This is a genomic window from Burkholderia sp. AU4i, from assembly GCF_000466765.1.
Lineage (GTDB): Bacteria > Pseudomonadota > Gammaproteobacteria > Burkholderiales > Burkholderiaceae > Burkholderia > Burkholderia cepacia.
The window spans coordinates 61,557-77,684 of sequence record NZ_ASSI01000063.1; the positions used below are offsets into that span (position 1 = coordinate 61,557).

Below are 16,128 nucleotides of genomic sequence, written 5' to 3' on the forward strand. Positions count from 1 at the left end.
TCGGTGTCGCATGGTGTCGATCCGTCGCTCAGAGCGCGCGGAATGCCTCGCTGTGTCGCGCCCACACCCCGTACATCACGAGTGCGGCGACCAGCAGGCCCCCGATGATGATCAGGTCGGTCGGTTTCGTTGACGTCGCCAGCGTCGTGTAGAGCGTGTACGCGGCGCCCGCCACCGCGACGAGCGGCGTCACGGGCCACAACGGCATCCGGTAATGATGCTCGACGTCGCGGCGCACGAACCGGCTCGCGAGCGCGGCCAGCCCGACGACCAGGTAGATCAGCAGCAGCAGGTCGACCGTGAACGCGGTCAGCTCGTCGAGGCTCGACACGAACACGAGCCCCGCCGACGGCACCGCCAGCGCGATCGTCGCGAGCCACGGCGATTCGAGACGCGGGTGGATCGTCGAGAAGGCACGGTTGCAGGTGCGCGACCAGAGCGCGTGCCGGCCGCTGCTGTACAGCAGCCGGCCCATCGTGATCACGATCGCGATGATCGCGTTGAACACCGACAGGAAGATCCCGCCGCTGACCACGCGTGACACGGCCGGGTTGCTGAGCGAACGCACGACATAGCCGATCGGGTCGGCACTCTTCGTCAGCTCGGTCAGCGACGGCGCGCCGAGCACGATCGCGGTGAGGGGAATCAGTTCGACGACGAGGATCACGAGCAGCGAGTAGATCACCGCCTTCGCGACGTTGCGGTTGCCGCCGCGCAGGTCTTCCGCGAGATACGCGGCCGATCCGAAGCCGTTGTAGCAGAAGATCGCCGTGCCGATCGCCGGAACGATCGCGGCCAGCGTCGCGGGCACGAGCGCGTTGCCGCTCGCGACGACCGGCGCGACCAGCGCGTCGGCGCCGCGATGCGGGGAACCGAAGCCGAGGCCCGCGATCAGCATCAGCACGCCGATCTCGACCACCAGGAACGCACCCGTGATCCACGCGTTCGTCTTGATGTTCAGCATGCCGAGCAGGTAGCTGAGCAGCACGATCGTCAACGCGACCGACTGGTTGCTGAAGTGCGTGCCGAGCGCATTGTTCAGGTACGGCGCGGCGCCGCTCGCGAGCACGGCCGGGATGAACACGCTGACGGACAGCACCGTGATGAAGGTCAGGTAGCCGGGCAGCGTGCCGAACACGCGCTTGGCCATCACGTACTCGCCGCCCGCGCTGCGGTGCGCGGCGCTGAGTTCCGCGTAGCAGAGCGCGAACGCGAGCGCGAGCACGCCGCCGAGCACGAACGACAGCACGGCGCCGCTGCCGGCCTGCTGGATCGCGAACGGCGCGATCACGAAGATCGAGCTGGCCGGGGTCACGCCCGATACGGTGATCATCACCGCATCGCGCACGCTGAGCGTCTGCGACAGCGCGCGCGGCGCGTCCTCCGTTGCAGGCGCCGCTTGCAGCGTGCCCGTCGATTCCGACATCATCGCCATTTCGTTTCTCCTGTTCCGCGCTTTTTTGAACGCCCATACTCGGGCCCGACTGATTGCGTGGCAGTCTAGGAAGCCAATTTCAGGACTGCTATTCCCCCTTCGTGTTACGCCCTTCCGGTGGTGGTATGGATCGTCTCTTTTCCGAAATCGCGATGCACCAGGCGCTCGGCCGCGCAATCAATCATCTCGGCCAGCCGCGCTTCTGGCGCTTCCTGGTGCTGCTGCTCAATGAAATGGTGCCGTTCGACAACGCACTTGCGACCGCGATCGGCCCCGACGGGGTGCCGCTCGTGCTGGAGGAATACGACACGGGCGGCACCGATGCCGCGTCGCCCGTGCCGCTTTACCTGAACGGCGTGTATCTGCTCGACCCGTTCCTGCAGGCCGCGCACGACGGGCTCGCCGACGGCTGTTACCGGCTCGAGGAAGTCGCGCCCGACCTGTTCCGGCAGAGCGAGTATTTCCTCAGCTATTTCCGCGACGCGGTGGGCGACGACGAGATCCAGATCCTCGTGCGGCCGAGCGCCGACATGCTGCTGTCGCTGTCGCTCGGCGCGGGCACGCGTTTCGACGTCGAGCCGCTCGGCAAGCTGACGGCCGCGATGCCGTGGGTGCTCGCGGCGATCCGGCAGCACTGGCAGCTGGTGGGCGACGCGGCACGCGCGACGCCCGACGCCGATCTCGGCGCGCGGGTCGAGCAGGCACTCGCCCGCTTCGGCGCGGGCGTGCTGACCGATCGCGAGATGTCGATCGCGAGAATGGTGCTGCGCGGCAACTCGTCGAAGGCGATCGCCGAGCGGCTCGCGATTTCGCCGGAAACGGTGAAGGTGCACCGGCGGCACCTGTACGCGAAGCTCGGGATTTCTTCGCAGCCCGAGCTGTTCTCGCGCTTCATTCAGGCGCTGGGGGAAGACGCGGCCGGATGACCGCCCCGATCCGGACGGATGGCAACCGGCGGTCTTCACGTTCCTGCCGGAACCCGGCGCCACGGCGGGGAATGCCGGCGGCGCAGCGTCCGACATGCGAGATTCAATGGAACGAACGGTTCTTTTTCGTATGCGCTGCCGCGGCGGCGCTGAGCGGCCTGCTGTTGCTGCTGCTGTTGCGACCGAAGGACAGGCAGGCGGCGAACGTCGAGCCGCCACCGGCTGCGCGATAGCCGGCGCGCGAACGCCGCGCGATGCCGCTCACCCGGTTTTCGGGCAGCAGCACGCGCATGCGCGGCTCCCCGCTACCGCCACTTCGCGCCGAGTTGCGCGAGCCCGGCGTTCCGGAGATCGTCCGGCAACATCACCACGCGGAACTCGCAGTCGGCATTCAGCATCAGGAACCACGGCTCCGCGAGCGCGGGGATCTGCGACGGGTCATCCACGTTGACGATCGCGACCGCCCCGCGACCGCCACCTTGCTCCGTGAAATACACGGCCTCCGGCTTGACCGCTTCGAGTATTCGCGAGATCACGTCGCCGACGCTGCCGTCCCGCACCAGCGTGTTGAACGGCTCGTGTGGGATTCGTATGTTGAGAAGCATGCGCATGACCATCCTCCTTGGGCGCCACCCGGCCTGGGCCCTTCAAGCATAGGTGCTGCGCGATGCCGCGCCAGTGGCGCCGAAAACGATTGCCGGCACGCCTTCACATTCCGACGATTCGACGACACCGCATCGCGCGCACGGTGTGCGCTCGCGCGATGCCGGCCCCGTCGAATCGGCCGCTCATGCCCCCGTCATTCGGAGACCGTATCGGCCGCCAGCCCGGTCGGCGCGATCGCCAGATGCAACGCCTGCCGCGGTCGCAGCGTCACGTTCAGCACCGCGCGCGGCGGCGCCATGCCGGGCGGCACCGACAGCACGTAGCGCTGCAGGACCATGGCGGCCACGACCGTCATCTCCATCATCGCCAGATGCTGCCCGAGGCACACGCGCGGGCCCGTGCCGAACGGCATCCAGGCGCCGCGCGGCAGCGCCGGCGCATCGTCGGCGAAGCGTTCGGGGCGGAACGTATCGGGCTCGGGGAACCATCGAGGATCGCGCTGCATCAGTTGCAGCGGCAGCATGAACAGCGTGCGCGCGGGAAACTGCCACGCGCCCAGCGCGATCGGCCGCGCTGCGCGACGGCTGATCAGGATCGGCGCGGACGGGTACAGGCGCAGCGTTTCGTCGAGCGTCTGCGACAGGTAACGCAACGACGTGCGCGTCTCCGAGGACGGCGCACGCCCCCCCAGCACGCGGGACACCTCGTCGCGCGCGGCGGCTTGCACGGCCGGATTCGCGGCCATGCACCATGCCCACCAGGTCAGCGCCCCGGCGGTCGTCTCGTGGCCGGCCAGGAACGCCGTCACGCATTCGTCGTGCACGGCCCGCAGCGGCCATTTCCGCGCATCGGCCCGATGCAGCCGCAACAGGCGTGACAGCAGATCGTCGGGCCAGGTACGCTCGGGCCGGTCGAGGCGCGCATGCAACTGCCGGTCGATCACCCCTTTCAGCACCGCCATCGCGCGTGCCGTGCGGCGCTTCCACGGCACCCAGCTCGGCGTGCTCACCGGCTGGTAAAACGCCGCGTTCGCCGCGGCGCTCACCACGCGCACCGCCTCTTCGGCCGCGCGCGCATCGCCGCCGATCGTATCGGAGAACATCGTGCGCATGATCACGTCCATCGCCAGCGACGTCAGCGCGCTTTCGATCGGCCACTCCGGATCATGCGCGGGCCATTGCGCGAGCGCATGACCGGCCGTCGCCGCGATCGCCGGAACGAACGCCTGAACCGGCTTCGCCATGAAGCCGGGCTGCAGCGCCTGCCGCTTGTCGCGCCACGCATCGCCCTCGGCGACCAGCACGCTTTGACCGTGGACCTCCGCGAAGACGCGGATGGCGCGCTCCCAGCGCCCGAGCGCATCGTGGTGCGTGACCAGCAGCTCGCGCACGAGCGCCGGATCGGTCACGACCACGGCATGCTCGGGCCACACGCGCAAGTGCACGACGTCGCCATACGTGCGCTGCCAGTCGCCAAGCGCGCCGATCAGGTCGCGCGACATCGTGCGCAGCAACCCCCAACCCGTCAGGCCGGCGGGCGGCCCCGGCGGCCATACGCCGGGCGGGTGAAGCACGGGCGCCGCCGCAGCGGTGCCCGCGTGGAATGGACATTGGGAAGAGGATCGTGTGTTCATGTGCCGGATTCTCCGCATCGGTGCGGCGGCGGTCTTGAACGCAAACGACATCGACACGCGTTGGCCCCGTCCCTATACTGCGGCGTCATGTTCTCCGGCCCGCCATCGATTCCGCTGTCATGTCCCGATCCGCTTGCCCGCGCGCCTCGCGTCGCGGGCGGCGGGCGGCTGCCGCATGCGCGGCTGCATCCCGCGCCTGCCGCGCTGCAGGGCGCGGTGGTCGCGATCGTTCTGTGCGACTCGCGCGGCGTCGCGTCGAGCGACGCGCAACGGCTTTCGCATTTTCCGGCCACGCCGCTCGTCTGCGTGTCGTGGTACCGGGATCTCGACGTGGGCTTCATCGAGCCCGCCCCCGACGGCCCGCGGTGGCGCCCCTTCGGCGCGGCGGCGACGCTGTCGGGCAGCCATTCGTCTCCCACCGTCGCGTGGGCGCCGACGGGCGGGCTGATCGGCATTATCTGTTTCACCGCCGACGCCGCGCGGACGTTGTTCGGCATCGCGCTGCCGGACATCCACGACCGCGTGCTCGATGCACACGCGTGCCTCGGCCGCGACTGGCACCCGCTGCTCGATGCACTGCTCGGCGCCGATGGCGACGCGGACGTGCTGGCGGCGATCGATCGTCATCTCGCGCCTCGCTGGCGGGCGCTGCGGCCCGCGACGCCGCTGTCTTCGCTTCGCAATGCGGGGCGCAGCTGGGTCGAGCGTCTGGCGCTGCAGGCACGCGAGTGGCGCGGCACGCACAGCCCGCGCCAGGTCGAACGGCGCATCAAGACCTACAGCGGCCGATCGCTGCGCGAATGGCAGGCGCTCGTCAGGACGGAAAGCGCGTTCTTCGCGGCGCGCGACCGGTTCGATGCCGGCACCGCGTTCAACTGGGCGACGCTCGCGCTCGACGAAGGATTCGCCGATCAGGCGCACCTGAGCCGCGAGGTCAAGCGCATCACGGGATTCTCGCCGAGCGAATTCACGCAGCGCTTCATCGAAGACGAATCGTTCTGGATGTACCGGCTGTGGGTGTGACGCACGGCGGCGTCACGGCCCGGCCTCGCGAATGGCGCCATACATTCCAAGAGTAGAATGTTGGGCATTGACAGGCGCATGCCTGCCCCGCCCGGTCACCCCGCCACCCGCACGATTCCAGGAGCCCGTGATTGAACCCGTCGTCGCCCGCCGAACGCAAAGGGGTCGCCCTTTATGCGCGGATTGCCAGCCTGCTTCGCGGACGAATCCATCAAGGCGAGTGGAAGCGCGGCGACCAGTTGCCGCCGATTCCCGAGCTGTGCGCGTTCTATCGGGCGGGCACGATCACGGTGCGCCAGGCGTTGGCCGAACTGAGCGCCGAAGGGCTCGTGAGCAGTGCCCGCGGGCGCGGCACGTTCGTCACGGCCGATGTCCTCTCTCCGCCGGATAACCCGGCGCTGCGCGCCGCGATCAACGATCCGCTGCAACTCGCACCCGGCCAGACCCTGCGCGTGCTGCTGCGCGAAGCCGTGACCGCGCTGCCCGCCGCGTTGCAGACGGGCCAACCCATGCGCGCCGCCTACATGCGGATCCGCACGCTTCAGTTGCACGACGGCGCGCCTTACGGCGTGATGGACAGCTACGTCGCGCGGGAAACCTACGACCGGTTTCCGAAGGGCAGCGACGCGCGGCGCAAGGTCGGCTATCTCGTCCGTCAATACAACCGTCTTCCGCTCGCGAAGGCACGCCAGGAAATCACGGCCGCCTATGCGGACCAGGAGACGGCCGACCTGCTCGCGTCGGACGGTGCCGACTTCAGCATGGCCGACATGCTGATTCGCATGCGCCGCTGGTGGACCGACGGCGACGGCTGCATCGTCCATGCGGGGCTCTACCTGTATCGCGCCGACCGTTTCGTGCTCGACATCACGCACGATCTCGACGGTAACGACCGGAGCGCCGACCTGATCCCGTCACCGCGTGCCGGAACCCGGAAAGGCACGCGCAAGCCGGCGGCCTGACCCGCCTGCCCCGCCCTTCAAGCCGCCGCGTCGCCATCGTCGTCGCACATCGCCCCGTAGACCCAATGCCGCAGGTCGCGGCGAATCCGGTATGTCGTCGACGGCAGAAGCTGCGTCATGAACACCACGATCAGGTCTTCGGCCGGATCGATCCAGAAAGCCGTGCTGGCGCCACCGCCCCAGAAGTAATCGCCGACGCTGCCTGGCTGCATCGTCGCGGCAAGGTCCTGCGTCACGGCGAAGCCGAGCCCGAACCCGAGCCCCGGATACACGGCCTCGCTGAACGTGGAGCGCGACATCCGGTCGAGCGTCCGGCCGCCCGGCAGATGGTTGATCGTCATCAGTTCGACGGTCTTCGGGCTCAGGATCCGGTGCCCGTCGATCGAACCGCGGTTCAACAGCATCCGGCAGAAGCGCAGGTAATCGCCGGCCGTCGACACGAGCCCGCTGCCGCCCGAAGCCAGCGCCGGCGGCCGGCGAAACGCGCTGGTCGCCGGGTCGTCCTGCAGCACGAGAGCGCCATCCGGGCCCGGGCAATAACACGCGCACAGGCGCTCGGCCTGCTCGTCCGGCACGAAGAAACCGGTGTCGGGCATGCCGATGGGATCGAACAGCGCATGCTTCAGGTAGTCGGCAAACGGCTGCCCGGAGATCTTCTCGACGAGATAGCCGAGCACGTGCGTCGCGACCGAATAATTCCACTCATCGCCCGGCGAGTAGTCGAGCGGCAGCCCGGCCAGATCCGCGATCATGCCGTCGAGACCGCCCGGGTTGCCCGGTTCGCCGATCGCGAGTTCGCGGTACGCGGCATCGACGTTCGTCCTGGCCTGGAAGAAATACGACAACCCCGCCGTGTGGCGCAGCAGATCCACCATCAGCATCTCGCGCGCGACCGGCCGGGTCTGGAACCCGCCGAGGCTCCGTGCGCCGGCCACGGCGACGCCCAGGTCCTTCCATGCCGGAATCACACTCGACACGGGATCGTCGAGCGCCACCCGACCCTGCTCGACCAGCGTCATGAACGCGACGCTCGTGATCGGCTTGGTCATCGAATAGATGCGGAAAATCGCGTCCTCGCGCATCGGCTTCGCGCGCTCGACGTCCATGGAACCGACGACGTTCACGTGCGCCAGCTCGCCACGGCGATGGATCATCGTCACCGCCCCCGGCAAGCGCCCGGACGCCACGTACCGTTCGTTCAGCCGCATGTCGAGCGCTTTCAGCCGCTGCGACGACAAACCCGGATATGCCACCTTGGTCATGCCCCTGCTCCTCTTTCCACTTCGGTCTCGACGCGCCGGAACCCGCGCCCGCCTCGCTTCGGGCAGCGCGCTTGTCCGGTCCAAACATTCTAAAAATAGAACTATATCATTTTGAAGAATGCGTGAACCGGCGCGACGCGTCGGCAACATGCGGCGCGTCTCATGTGGGCCGGTTGCCCGATTCGAGGCGCGCGGGCATGATGTCGCGAACCCTGGCGGCTGCCTTGCGAACCCCGTTTCCCCTCGTCGCATTGCGAATGCGCCGGCCGGGCTGCGTTTCGCACACGGCTGCCTCTTCCCACCTCAGCCCGCTTATGTCACTCCGCGCCTTCAGAACGCTGGTCGCCATCGCCCGATACCGGACTTTCGCGCGCGCCGGCGAAGCCATCGGCCTCACGCAATCGGCGGTGAGCCTGCAGATCAAGACGCTGGAAAGCGAATACAACGTGCAGTTGTTCGATCGCTCGCGCCGGCAGCCGGTACTCACCGAGGCCGGCAACATCCTGCTCGCGCAGGCCGAGCAGGTGCTCGCGCTGGTCGACCGGATTCCCGATGCGCTCAGCGACGAGAAGAAGCTCGTCGGCCGCCTGCGGATCGGCGCGATCCAGACCGCGCTGTCGGGCCCGCTGCCCGACGCGCTGCTCGCGCTGCGCGCTGCGCATCCGGGGCTGCGCGTGCACGTGTCGGCCGGCATGTCGGCCGAACTGGCGAACCGCGTCGCGGCGGGCGAACTCGATGCGGCGATCACGACACGCCCCGTGCGCCCGCATCCGGCGGAACTCACGTGGACCACACTGTACGAGGATCGCTTCTGGCTGCTCGCGCCGCCGAACCAGGCGGAACGCGACGCGGGCACGCTGCTCGGCGCACTGCCGTTCATCCGCTTCGATGCGCAGGCGTGGGCCGGCCGCATGATCGCCGCCGAACTGCGCCGCATCGGCGTGCGGGTGCGCGAGGAGATGGTGCTGGACAGCGCGGAAACGATCGCGCGCATGGTCGCGCGAGGGCTCGGCGCGGCGATCGTCGCGCTGCCCGATTCGACGCTTGCGCGCCTGCCGCCCGTCACGCGCTTGCCGTTCGGCCAGCCGCAGATGGGGCGCGCGGTCGTCCTGCTCGAACACCAGTCGCGTCCGGCCGAACGTTTCGCGCGCGCGCTGGCGGCCGAAGTCACCGCGTCATCGATGAGAATTTCTCATTGAACACCCGATAATTAACCATTATTCCTGTTGCTTGCGCGTGTTAACTTGGCGCCATCGTCACTCTTTCGCTTGCGTGTCGCCATGTTGCCCGCCGGATGGATGCCCGCCTCGTTCCGCCGTTTTGCGTGCCAGTCGCTCGCCGCGGCCCGCACGGCCTGCACGGTCACGCCGCCTCATGTGAAGGCGCCCCGATGATCGGCCCGATCCTGCTCGCGCTGGCGCCGGTCGCGCTGCTGGTCGCGTGCGGCCACGGCCTGCGGCGCACGGGCTTCATCGCCGACGCGTTCTGGCCGCAGGCCGAGCGGCTGTGCTACTACGTGCTGCTGCCCGCGCTGTTCGCGGACGGCCTCGCGAACGCGCGGCTGCAGTCACTGCCCGTTTTACCGCTCGCGGCGGCGCTGGTCGGTTCGACCGCACTCGCCGCGGCGCTTCTCCTGCTGGTTCGCCCGTTCGTGCAGGTCGACGGCGCCGGCTTCACGTCGGTGTTCCAGGGTGCCGTGCGCTTCAACAACTATGTCGGCACCGCGCTCGCGGCCGGGTTGTTCGGCGCAAAAGGCATCGCGCTCGCGGCCGTGTGCGTCGCGGCGATCGTCCCGACCGTCAACCTGATGTGCGTGCTCGTATTCGCGCGCTACGGCAGCACGCGGCTCGGCGCGGCGGCCCTCGTGCGCCAGATCCTGTCGAATCCGCTCGTCGTCGCGTGCGCGCTCGGGATCGCGTTGCAGGCCGGCGGCGTCACGTTCCCGGCGGCCGTCGAGCCGGCCGTGCGCGCGCTCGGCGCCGCGTCGATGCCGCTCGGCCTGCTGTGCGTGGGCGCGGCACTGAAATTCGATGCGGCGCGTGCGTGGCTGCAGCCAGTCTGCGTCGCGTCGGCGTTCAAGTTCATGGCGATGCCGCTCATCACGCTCGCCGCCGGCCGCCTGTTCGGGCTCGGCGATGCCGCGCTGACGGTCGCGCTGCTGTTCCAGGCGCTGCCGACGTCGTCGGCGTCGTACATCATGGCGCGCCAGCTCGGCGGCGACGCGCCGCTGATGGCCGGCATCACCGCGTTCCAGACGATCGCGGCGGCGCTCGCGATGCCCGTCGTGCTGACCGCGCTCGCGTCGGCACCCGCGTTTCGCTGACAACGCAACGACCGCCCATTTCCTCCTGAATCCAGCCTGCACGCGGGCCATCGCGCGATTCGGCATGACCGGCCGCGCGCGCTCGTTCACGCGTTGCCGCAGGCGCTCACCGAGAAAACCCCGTCACATGAACGCTCCCGCCCCACCCGCCGCCATCGCCGCTACCCGGCCGCACGCGGCCGTCTACGTGAAGCTCACGCTCGTCGCGCTGTTCTGGGGCGGGACGTTCATCGCGGGCCGGATCCTCGCCGCGACGATGTCCGCGACCTCGGCAGCCACCGGCCGCTTCGCGATCGCCGCGCTGATGCTGGTCGTGCTGACGTGGAAGACCGAAGGCGGGCTGCCGAAGCTGAGCGGCCGCCAGATCTTGACGACCTTCGGGCTCGGTGCGACCGGCATCTTCCTGTACAACGTGTGTTTTTTCGCGGCGCTCGCGCGGATGCCGGCGGGCCGCACCGCGCTGTTCGTCGCGTTGAACCCGGTCGCCACCGCCGTGCTGCTGTCGATCGTCGTGCGCGGGGAACGCCTGTCGCTATCGCGCTGGGCCGGCATCGCCGTCGCACTGGTCGGCGCGCTGGTCGTGATCAGCCGCGGCGCATTGCTGCGGGTGCTGACCGATCTCGGCAACACGTTCGGTGCCGGCGAACGCTTCATGCTGTGCGCGGTGCTGAGCTGGGCCGCCTATACCGTGATCGGCCGGCGCGCGCTCGACGGGCTGTCGCCGCTGGCGGCGACGACGTATGCGGCGCTGTGGGGCCTCGCGCTGCTGGTCGTCGCGCACCTGTTCGGCTCGCCCGCCGGCAGCGGCACGCCGCTGACGTGGCAGGCCGTCGCGTCGATGCTCTATCTCGGCGCGATCGGCACGGTGGTCGCGTTCGTCTGGTATTCGCAGGGCATCCGCGAACTCGGGCCGGCCCGCGCGGCCGTGTTCACCAACCTGGTACCCGTGTTCGGCGTGCTGCTGTCGGTCGCGCTGCTCGGCGAGCCGTTGTCGCCGTCGATGCTGGTGGGCGGTGCGCTCGTGATCGCGGGCGTCGCGCTGACCAATCGCGCGAAACGCTGATCGATGGGCGGGCGCGACGCGCACTCGGGGACGGATGTCGAATACCGGAACGACGCGCGGCGGCGATCACGGCCCATTGCGTGACGCAGACGGGCGGCCGATACCGATACGCCCCACGATACGCCCCCGATATGCCCGCCGATACGCCCCCGATGTTCTCGCAGCCCCGCCAAAAACCGCCTATCGTGAATGGAGCGCTCCGTTTGTCGCCATTCGACCCTGCGTCGCTCGCATCGGCGACGGCGCCGCGCTCCGGCACCATTCATCGCGATCCCGGCGCACGCTCGCCCGTGCACGATCGCGGCCGCCCACCGGATTACAGGAGGCCCTCATGAAAGCCGCGCTGCTCGTCAGCTCCGCCCTGCTCGCCATTGCATCCGCATCGGCGTCGGCTCAAGGCTCGATCACGAAAGTCGAAAACGGTTCGCTCGTCGCCGCGAACGGGATGACCGTCTACACGTTCGACAAGGACAAGGCCAACGCCGGCACCAGCGCGTGCACAGGCCAGTGCGAATCCTTCTGGCCGCCCTACAAGGCCAGCGCGACCGACGTTCCGGTCGGGCCCTACACGATCGTCAAGCGCGACGACGGCAGCCCGCAATGGGCATACAAGGGCAAGCCGCTGTACTTCTTCTCGAAGGACATGAAACAGGGCGACCGCAACGGCGACAACTTCAAGGACATGTGGCACGTGGTTGCGCCGTAAGCGTCGTTCCGCCGCGAGGACGTAAAAAAGCCCGCCCGGATCGTCGATCCGGACGGGCCTGCTCGCGATCGCGCCGGCCGCGTTGCACCGTCCGCCCGCAGGCGGCCGGTTCATGCGGCCGGGTAGCGCGTCAGCGGTTCGACGGGAAGCTGAACACCGTTCCTTCGCGCACGCCGGCCGACGGCCAGCGCTGCGTGATCGTCTTGCGCTTCGTGTAGAAACGCACGGCGTCCGGGCCATACGCATGAAGGTCGCCGAACAGCGACCGCTTCCAGCCGCCGAACGAGTGGTAGGCAACCGGCACCGGCAGCGGCACGTTGATGCCGACCATGCCGATCTGGATGTTGTCGCTGAAGTAGCGCGCGGCCTCGCCGTCGCGCGTGAACAGGCACGTGCCGTTGCCGTACTCGTGCGCGTCGATCAGCGCCATCGCCTCGTCGAGCGACTTCAGGCGGATCACGCCGAGCACGGGCCCGAAGATCTCGTGCTGGTAGATCGGCATGCCGGGCTTCACGTTGTCGAACAGGCACGGGCCGAGGTAATAACCGCCGTCGTGGCCGTCGACCTTCACGCCGCGGCCGTCGACGACGAGCGTCGCGCCCGCCGCCACGCCGGCGTCGACGAAGCCCGTCACCTTCTCGAAATGCTGCTGCGTGACGAGCGGGCCCATGTCGACGCCCGCGCCATTGCCCGGGCCGACCTTCATCTTCTCGATCTCGGCCTTCAGGCCCGCCACCACCTTGTCGCCCGTCTCGTCGCCGATCGCGACGACCAGCGGAATCGCCATGCAGCGTTCGCCGCACGACCCGTACGCGGCGCCCATCAGCGCGTTCACCGCGTTGCCGATGTCGGCGTCCGGCATCACGACCGCGAAGTTCTTCGCGCCGCCGAGCGCCTGCACGCGCTTGCCGTGCGCGCAGCCGGTCGAATAGATGTATTCGGCGATCGGCGTCGAGCCGACGAAGCTCACGGCCTTCACGCGCGGGTCGGTCAGCAGCGTGTCGACCGCTTCCTTGTCGCCGTTCACGACGTTCAGCACGCCGGGTGGCAGGCCCGCTTCGAGCGCGAGCTCGGCCATGCGCAGCGTCGACGACGGCGTGCGCTCGGACGGCTTCAGCACGAACGTGTTGCCGCACGCGACGGCCATCGGCCACATCCACAGCGGCACCATCACCGGGAAGTTGAACGGCGTGATGCCGGCCGCGACGCCGAGCGCCTGGAACTCGCTCCACGAATCGATCGCGGGGCCGACGTTCTTGCTGTGCTCGCCCTTCAGCAGCTCGGGCACGTAGGTCGCGTATTCGACGTTCTCGATCCCGCGCTGCAGTTCGCCCATCGCATCGGCGAGCACCTTGCCGTGCTCGGCCGTGATCAGCGCGCACAGTTCGTCGGCGTGTTCCTCGAGCAGCGTCTTGAAGCGGCTCATCACGCGGGCGCGCTTCAGCGGCGGCGTGTTGCGCCAGGCCGGGAACGCGGCCTGCGCGGACGCGATCGCGGCTTCGACGGTCAGCTTGTCGGCGAGCGCGACGCTCTTGTGCGATTCGCCGGTCGCCGGGTCGAACACCGGCTGGACGCGGCTGCCGCCGTCGACGCGCTTGCCGTCGATCAGGTGGCCGACGGTGGAGGTCACATTGCTGTCGTGTTTCATCGTTGAGGCTCTTTCGTGAATTCGGTTGTCGGTCGGTGCGCGCCGCGGCTCAGTCCACTTCGTTCAGTGCGTCGGACAGCGCGTTGACCAGGTTGTCGATCTCGCGCTTCTCCGAGATGAACGGGGGCGCCAGTTGGATCGTGTCGCCGCCGTAGCGCACGTAGAAGCCCTTGGCCCAGCAGCGCATCGCGATCTCGTACGGGCGCCGTGCCGGCTCGCCCGGCAGTGCCGCGATCGTCAGGCCGGCAGCCAGCCCGTAGTTGCGGATGTCCGCGATATGGCGCTGGCCCTTCAGCCCGTGCACGGCCGCCTCGAAATGCGGCGCGAGATCGCGCACGCGGGCCACCGCGTCTTCCTTCACCAGCAGGTCGAGCGCCGCGACGCCGGCCGCGCACGCGACCGGGTGCGCCGAATACGTGTAGCCGTGCGGGAACTCGAGCATGTACTCGGGGCCGCCCGCGGCCATGAACGTGTCGTAGATTTCCTTCGTCGCGACCACGCCGCCGAGCGGCTGCACGCCGTTCGTCACCTGCTTCGCGAAGTTCAGGATGTCCGGCACCACGCCGAATGCGTCGGCGCCCGTCATCGCGCCGGCACGGCCGAAGCCCGTGATGACTTCGTCGAAAATCAGCAGGATGTCGTGCGCGGTGCAGATGTCGCGCAGGCGCTTCAGATAACCCTTCGGCGGCACGACCACGCCCGCCGAACCGGAGAACGGCTCGACGATCACGGCCGCGATGTTCGACGCGTCGTGCAGCGCGATCAGGTCGAGCAGGCGGTCGGCCAGCTCGGCGCCGTGCTCGGGCATCCCGCGCGAGAACTTGTTTTCGGCGAGTTGCGTGTGCGGCAGGAAGTCGGCGTCGATCCCCTGGCCGAACAGCTTGCGGTTCGGCCCGATCCCGCCGACCGAGATACCGCCGAAGTTCACGCCGTGATAACCCTTCTCGCGGCCGATCAGGCGCGTCTTCGTGCCCTTGCCCTTCGCGCGCCAGTACGCGCGGGCCAGCTTCAGCGAGGTGTCGGCCGCTTCCGAGCCCGACCCCGTGAAGAACACGTAGTCGAGGCCGGCCGGCGTCAGTTCCTTGATCTTGTTGGCGAGCTCGAACGATTTCGGATGGCCGAACTGGAACGCCGGCGCGTAGTCGAGCTGCGCGACCTGGCGGCTCACGGCTTCGACGATTTCCGTGCGGCCGTGGCCGAGGCCCGTGCACCAGAGGCCCGACAGGCCGTCGAAGATCTTGCGGCCTTCGGCGTCCGTGTAATACGCGCCCTTGCCCGACACGATCATGCGCGGGTCGGCCTTGAACTGGCGGTTGGCCGTGAACGGCATCCAGTGCGCGTCGAGCCACGCGGCGTCGGTGCGGATGGTCGTGTCGTCCTGCTGCGCGGCGGTGGTGATGTCGGTCATGTCGGTCGGCGCGGCGCGCCCCTCCTTCTTGTGATGATGTTGCGCATTGTCGGGAGGCCAATTAGTCTCTTCAATATCGCAATATCAATGTTCACTTGCGCAACTATGCAAGCAAAGAAACCGAAGAGCCGCGCGCTGCTCGGGCAGCTCAGCGACATGGATCTCCGCCTGCTGCGGGTCTTCAAGGGCGTCGTGCAGTGCGGCGGGATGGCGGCGGCCGAACTGGAACTGAATATCGGCATCTCGACGATCAGCCGGCACGTGAAGGACCTGGAAACGCGCGTCGGCCTCGTGCTGTGCCGGCGCGGCCGCGCGGGCTTCACGCTGACGCCCGAGGGGCAGACCGTGTACGAGGAGACACTGCGGCTGCTCGCGTCGATGGAAGCGTTTAGAAGCAGGATAGACGGCATTCACGACCGGATGGGCGGCGAATTGCATGTCGCGGTGTTCGACAAGACGGCCACCAACGCGAACGCTCGCCTCGGCGACGCAATTCGCCAGTTCGCCGACGAAGCGCCCGACGTCGCGCTGAACCTGCATGTCGCGTCGATCAACGAGGTCGAGCGCGGGATCATCGACGGCAGCTACCAGGTCGGGATCATTCCCGCGCACCGCAACTCCGGCAGCCTCGTGTATTCGGAGCTGTTCGACGAACGGATGCTGCTGTACTGCGGCCGCCAGCATCCGCTTTACGACGCGCCGCACGGCAAGCTCACGTGGACGACGATCCGCAACCATGCGTTCGCGGGGCTCGGCTTCCATTCGCCGAACATGGAGCTGAGCCACCGCGCGAAGCTCACGCGCAGCGCGACCGCGTCGGATCAGGAGTCGATCGCGACGCTGATCCTGTCCGGCCGCTATCTCGGCTTCCTGCCCGACCATTACGCGGAAAGTTTTGAAAACAAGGGGCTGATGCAGCCGATCGCGCCGCACCGGTTCAATTACCGGTGCCGGTTCGTGAGCCTGCTGCGGCGCTCGCCGCGGCCGTCGCGGGCCGCGCTGCTGTTCCAGTCGTGTCTGGAAGCCGCGCACGCGGCGACGGCACGGCCGGCGGCGTAGGCGACTCACGCAAAGGACCGGGCTCCCGGCCGCCCGTCGTGCGGCAGCGTGCCGGCGATGAAGGGACCGACAAG

The 16,128-nt window shown here is 68.6% G+C and carries 15 protein-coding genes; 8 read left to right on the forward strand and 7 right to left on the reverse strand.

Going from position 1 to position 16,128, the window contains the following annotated elements:
- Positions 1 to 28: 28 nt before the first annotated feature.
- Positions 29 to 1,435: an APC family permease gene (locus tag L810_RS15325; protein ID WP_021159199.1), complete on the reverse strand. Its 1,407-nt coding sequence runs from the start codon at positions 1,433 to 1,435 to the stop codon at positions 29 to 31.
- Between the two features lie 125 nt (positions 1,436 to 1,560).
- Here L810_RS15325 and L810_RS15330 point away from each other — a divergent pair, with 125 nt between their 5' ends.
- On the forward strand, positions 1,561 to 2,361 hold the full coding sequence (locus tag L810_RS15330) for a helix-turn-helix transcriptional regulator (protein ID WP_021159200.1): 801 nt from the start codon (positions 1,561 to 1,563) through the stop codon (positions 2,359 to 2,361).
- A gap of 103 nt (positions 2,362 to 2,464) precedes the next feature.
- Here the strand turns inward: L810_RS15330 and L810_RS47275 are convergent, their stop codons facing one another.
- From L810_RS47275 to L810_RS15345, 3 genes are all read right to left on the reverse strand, one after another.
- Entirely contained in the window at positions 2,465 to 2,653 is a 189-nt protein-coding gene (locus L810_RS47275) for a hypothetical protein (protein WP_021159201.1), read from the reverse strand.
- Between the two features lie 13 nt (positions 2,654 to 2,666).
- On the reverse strand, positions 2,667 to 2,972 hold the full coding sequence (locus L810_RS15340; RefSeq protein WP_021159202.1) for a Panthothenate synthetase: 306 nt from the start codon (positions 2,970 to 2,972) through the stop codon (positions 2,667 to 2,669).
- A 188-nt stretch (positions 2,973 to 3,160) separates the two neighbouring features.
- Complete coding sequence (locus L810_RS15345; protein ID WP_042974882.1) at positions 3,161 to 4,600, reverse strand: cytochrome P450; 1,440 nt, start codon at positions 4,598 to 4,600, stop codon at positions 3,161 to 3,163.
- An 87-nt stretch (positions 4,601 to 4,687) separates the two neighbouring features.
- Here L810_RS15345 and L810_RS15350 point away from each other — a divergent pair, with 87 nt between their 5' ends.
- Both L810_RS15350 and L810_RS15355 read left to right on the forward strand, forming a co-directional pair.
- Positions 4,688 to 5,623, forward strand: coding sequence for a helix-turn-helix transcriptional regulator (locus L810_RS15350; protein ID WP_021159204.1), 936 nt, complete (start codon positions 4,688 to 4,690; stop codon positions 5,621 to 5,623).
- Between the two features lie 131 nt (positions 5,624 to 5,754).
- Positions 5,755 to 6,585: a GntR family transcriptional regulator gene (locus L810_RS15355; protein WP_021159205.1), complete on the forward strand. Its 831-nt coding sequence runs from the start codon at positions 5,755 to 5,757 to the stop codon at positions 6,583 to 6,585.
- A 17-nt stretch (positions 6,586 to 6,602) separates the two neighbouring features.
- On the opposite strand, the gene L810_RS15360 is transcribed toward L810_RS15355, so the two are convergent.
- Positions 6,603 to 7,847, reverse strand: a complete 1,245-nt coding sequence (locus L810_RS15360) for a serine hydrolase domain-containing protein (protein ID WP_021159206.1) — start codon at positions 7,845 to 7,847, stop codon at positions 6,603 to 6,605.
- A 314-nt stretch (positions 7,848 to 8,161) separates the two neighbouring features.
- Between L810_RS15360 and L810_RS15365 the strand changes: the two genes are divergently transcribed.
- The 4 genes from L810_RS15365 to L810_RS15380 all read left to right on the forward strand — a co-directional run bounded on the left by L810_RS15365 (position 8,162) and on the right by L810_RS15380 (position 11,939).
- Entirely contained in the window at positions 8,162 to 9,046 is an 885-nt protein-coding gene (locus L810_RS15365) for a LysR substrate-binding domain-containing protein (protein WP_021159207.1), read from the forward strand.
- A 191-nt stretch (positions 9,047 to 9,237) separates the two neighbouring features.
- A complete protein-coding gene (locus L810_RS15370) occupies positions 9,238 to 10,170 on the forward strand; it encodes an AEC family transporter (protein WP_021159208.1) in 933 nt (310 codons plus the stop codon).
- 127 nt (positions 10,171 to 10,297) lie between these two features.
- Complete coding sequence (locus tag L810_RS15375) at positions 10,298 to 11,233, forward strand: DMT family transporter (protein WP_021159209.1); 936 nt, start codon at positions 10,298 to 10,300, stop codon at positions 11,231 to 11,233.
- 331 nt (positions 11,234 to 11,564) lie between these two features.
- Positions 11,565 to 11,939, forward strand: coding sequence for a COG4315 family predicted lipoprotein (locus L810_RS15380; RefSeq protein WP_021159211.1), 375 nt, complete (start codon positions 11,565 to 11,567; stop codon positions 11,937 to 11,939).
- Between the two features lie 130 nt (positions 11,940 to 12,069).
- On the opposite strand, the gene L810_RS15385 is transcribed toward L810_RS15380, so the two are convergent.
- Together L810_RS15385 and L810_RS15390 are read right to left on the reverse strand one after the other, a co-directional pair.
- Positions 12,070 to 13,587 (reverse strand): CoA-acylating methylmalonate-semialdehyde dehydrogenase, encoded by a 1,518-nt coding sequence (locus L810_RS15385; protein ID WP_021159212.1) that lies wholly within the window; start codon positions 13,585 to 13,587, stop codon positions 12,070 to 12,072.
- 49 nt (positions 13,588 to 13,636) lie between these two features.
- Positions 13,637 to 14,995, reverse strand: a complete 1,359-nt coding sequence (locus L810_RS15390; RefSeq protein ID WP_021159213.1) for an aspartate aminotransferase family protein — start codon at positions 14,993 to 14,995, stop codon at positions 13,637 to 13,639.
- A gap of 105 nt (positions 14,996 to 15,100) precedes the next feature.
- On the opposite strand from L810_RS15390, the gene L810_RS15395 reads away from it, so the two are divergent.
- Positions 15,101 to 16,054 (forward strand): LysR family transcriptional regulator, encoded by a 954-nt coding sequence (locus tag L810_RS15395; RefSeq protein WP_021159214.1) that lies wholly within the window; start codon positions 15,101 to 15,103, stop codon positions 16,052 to 16,054.
- Positions 16,055 to 16,128: the final 74 nt, after the last annotated feature.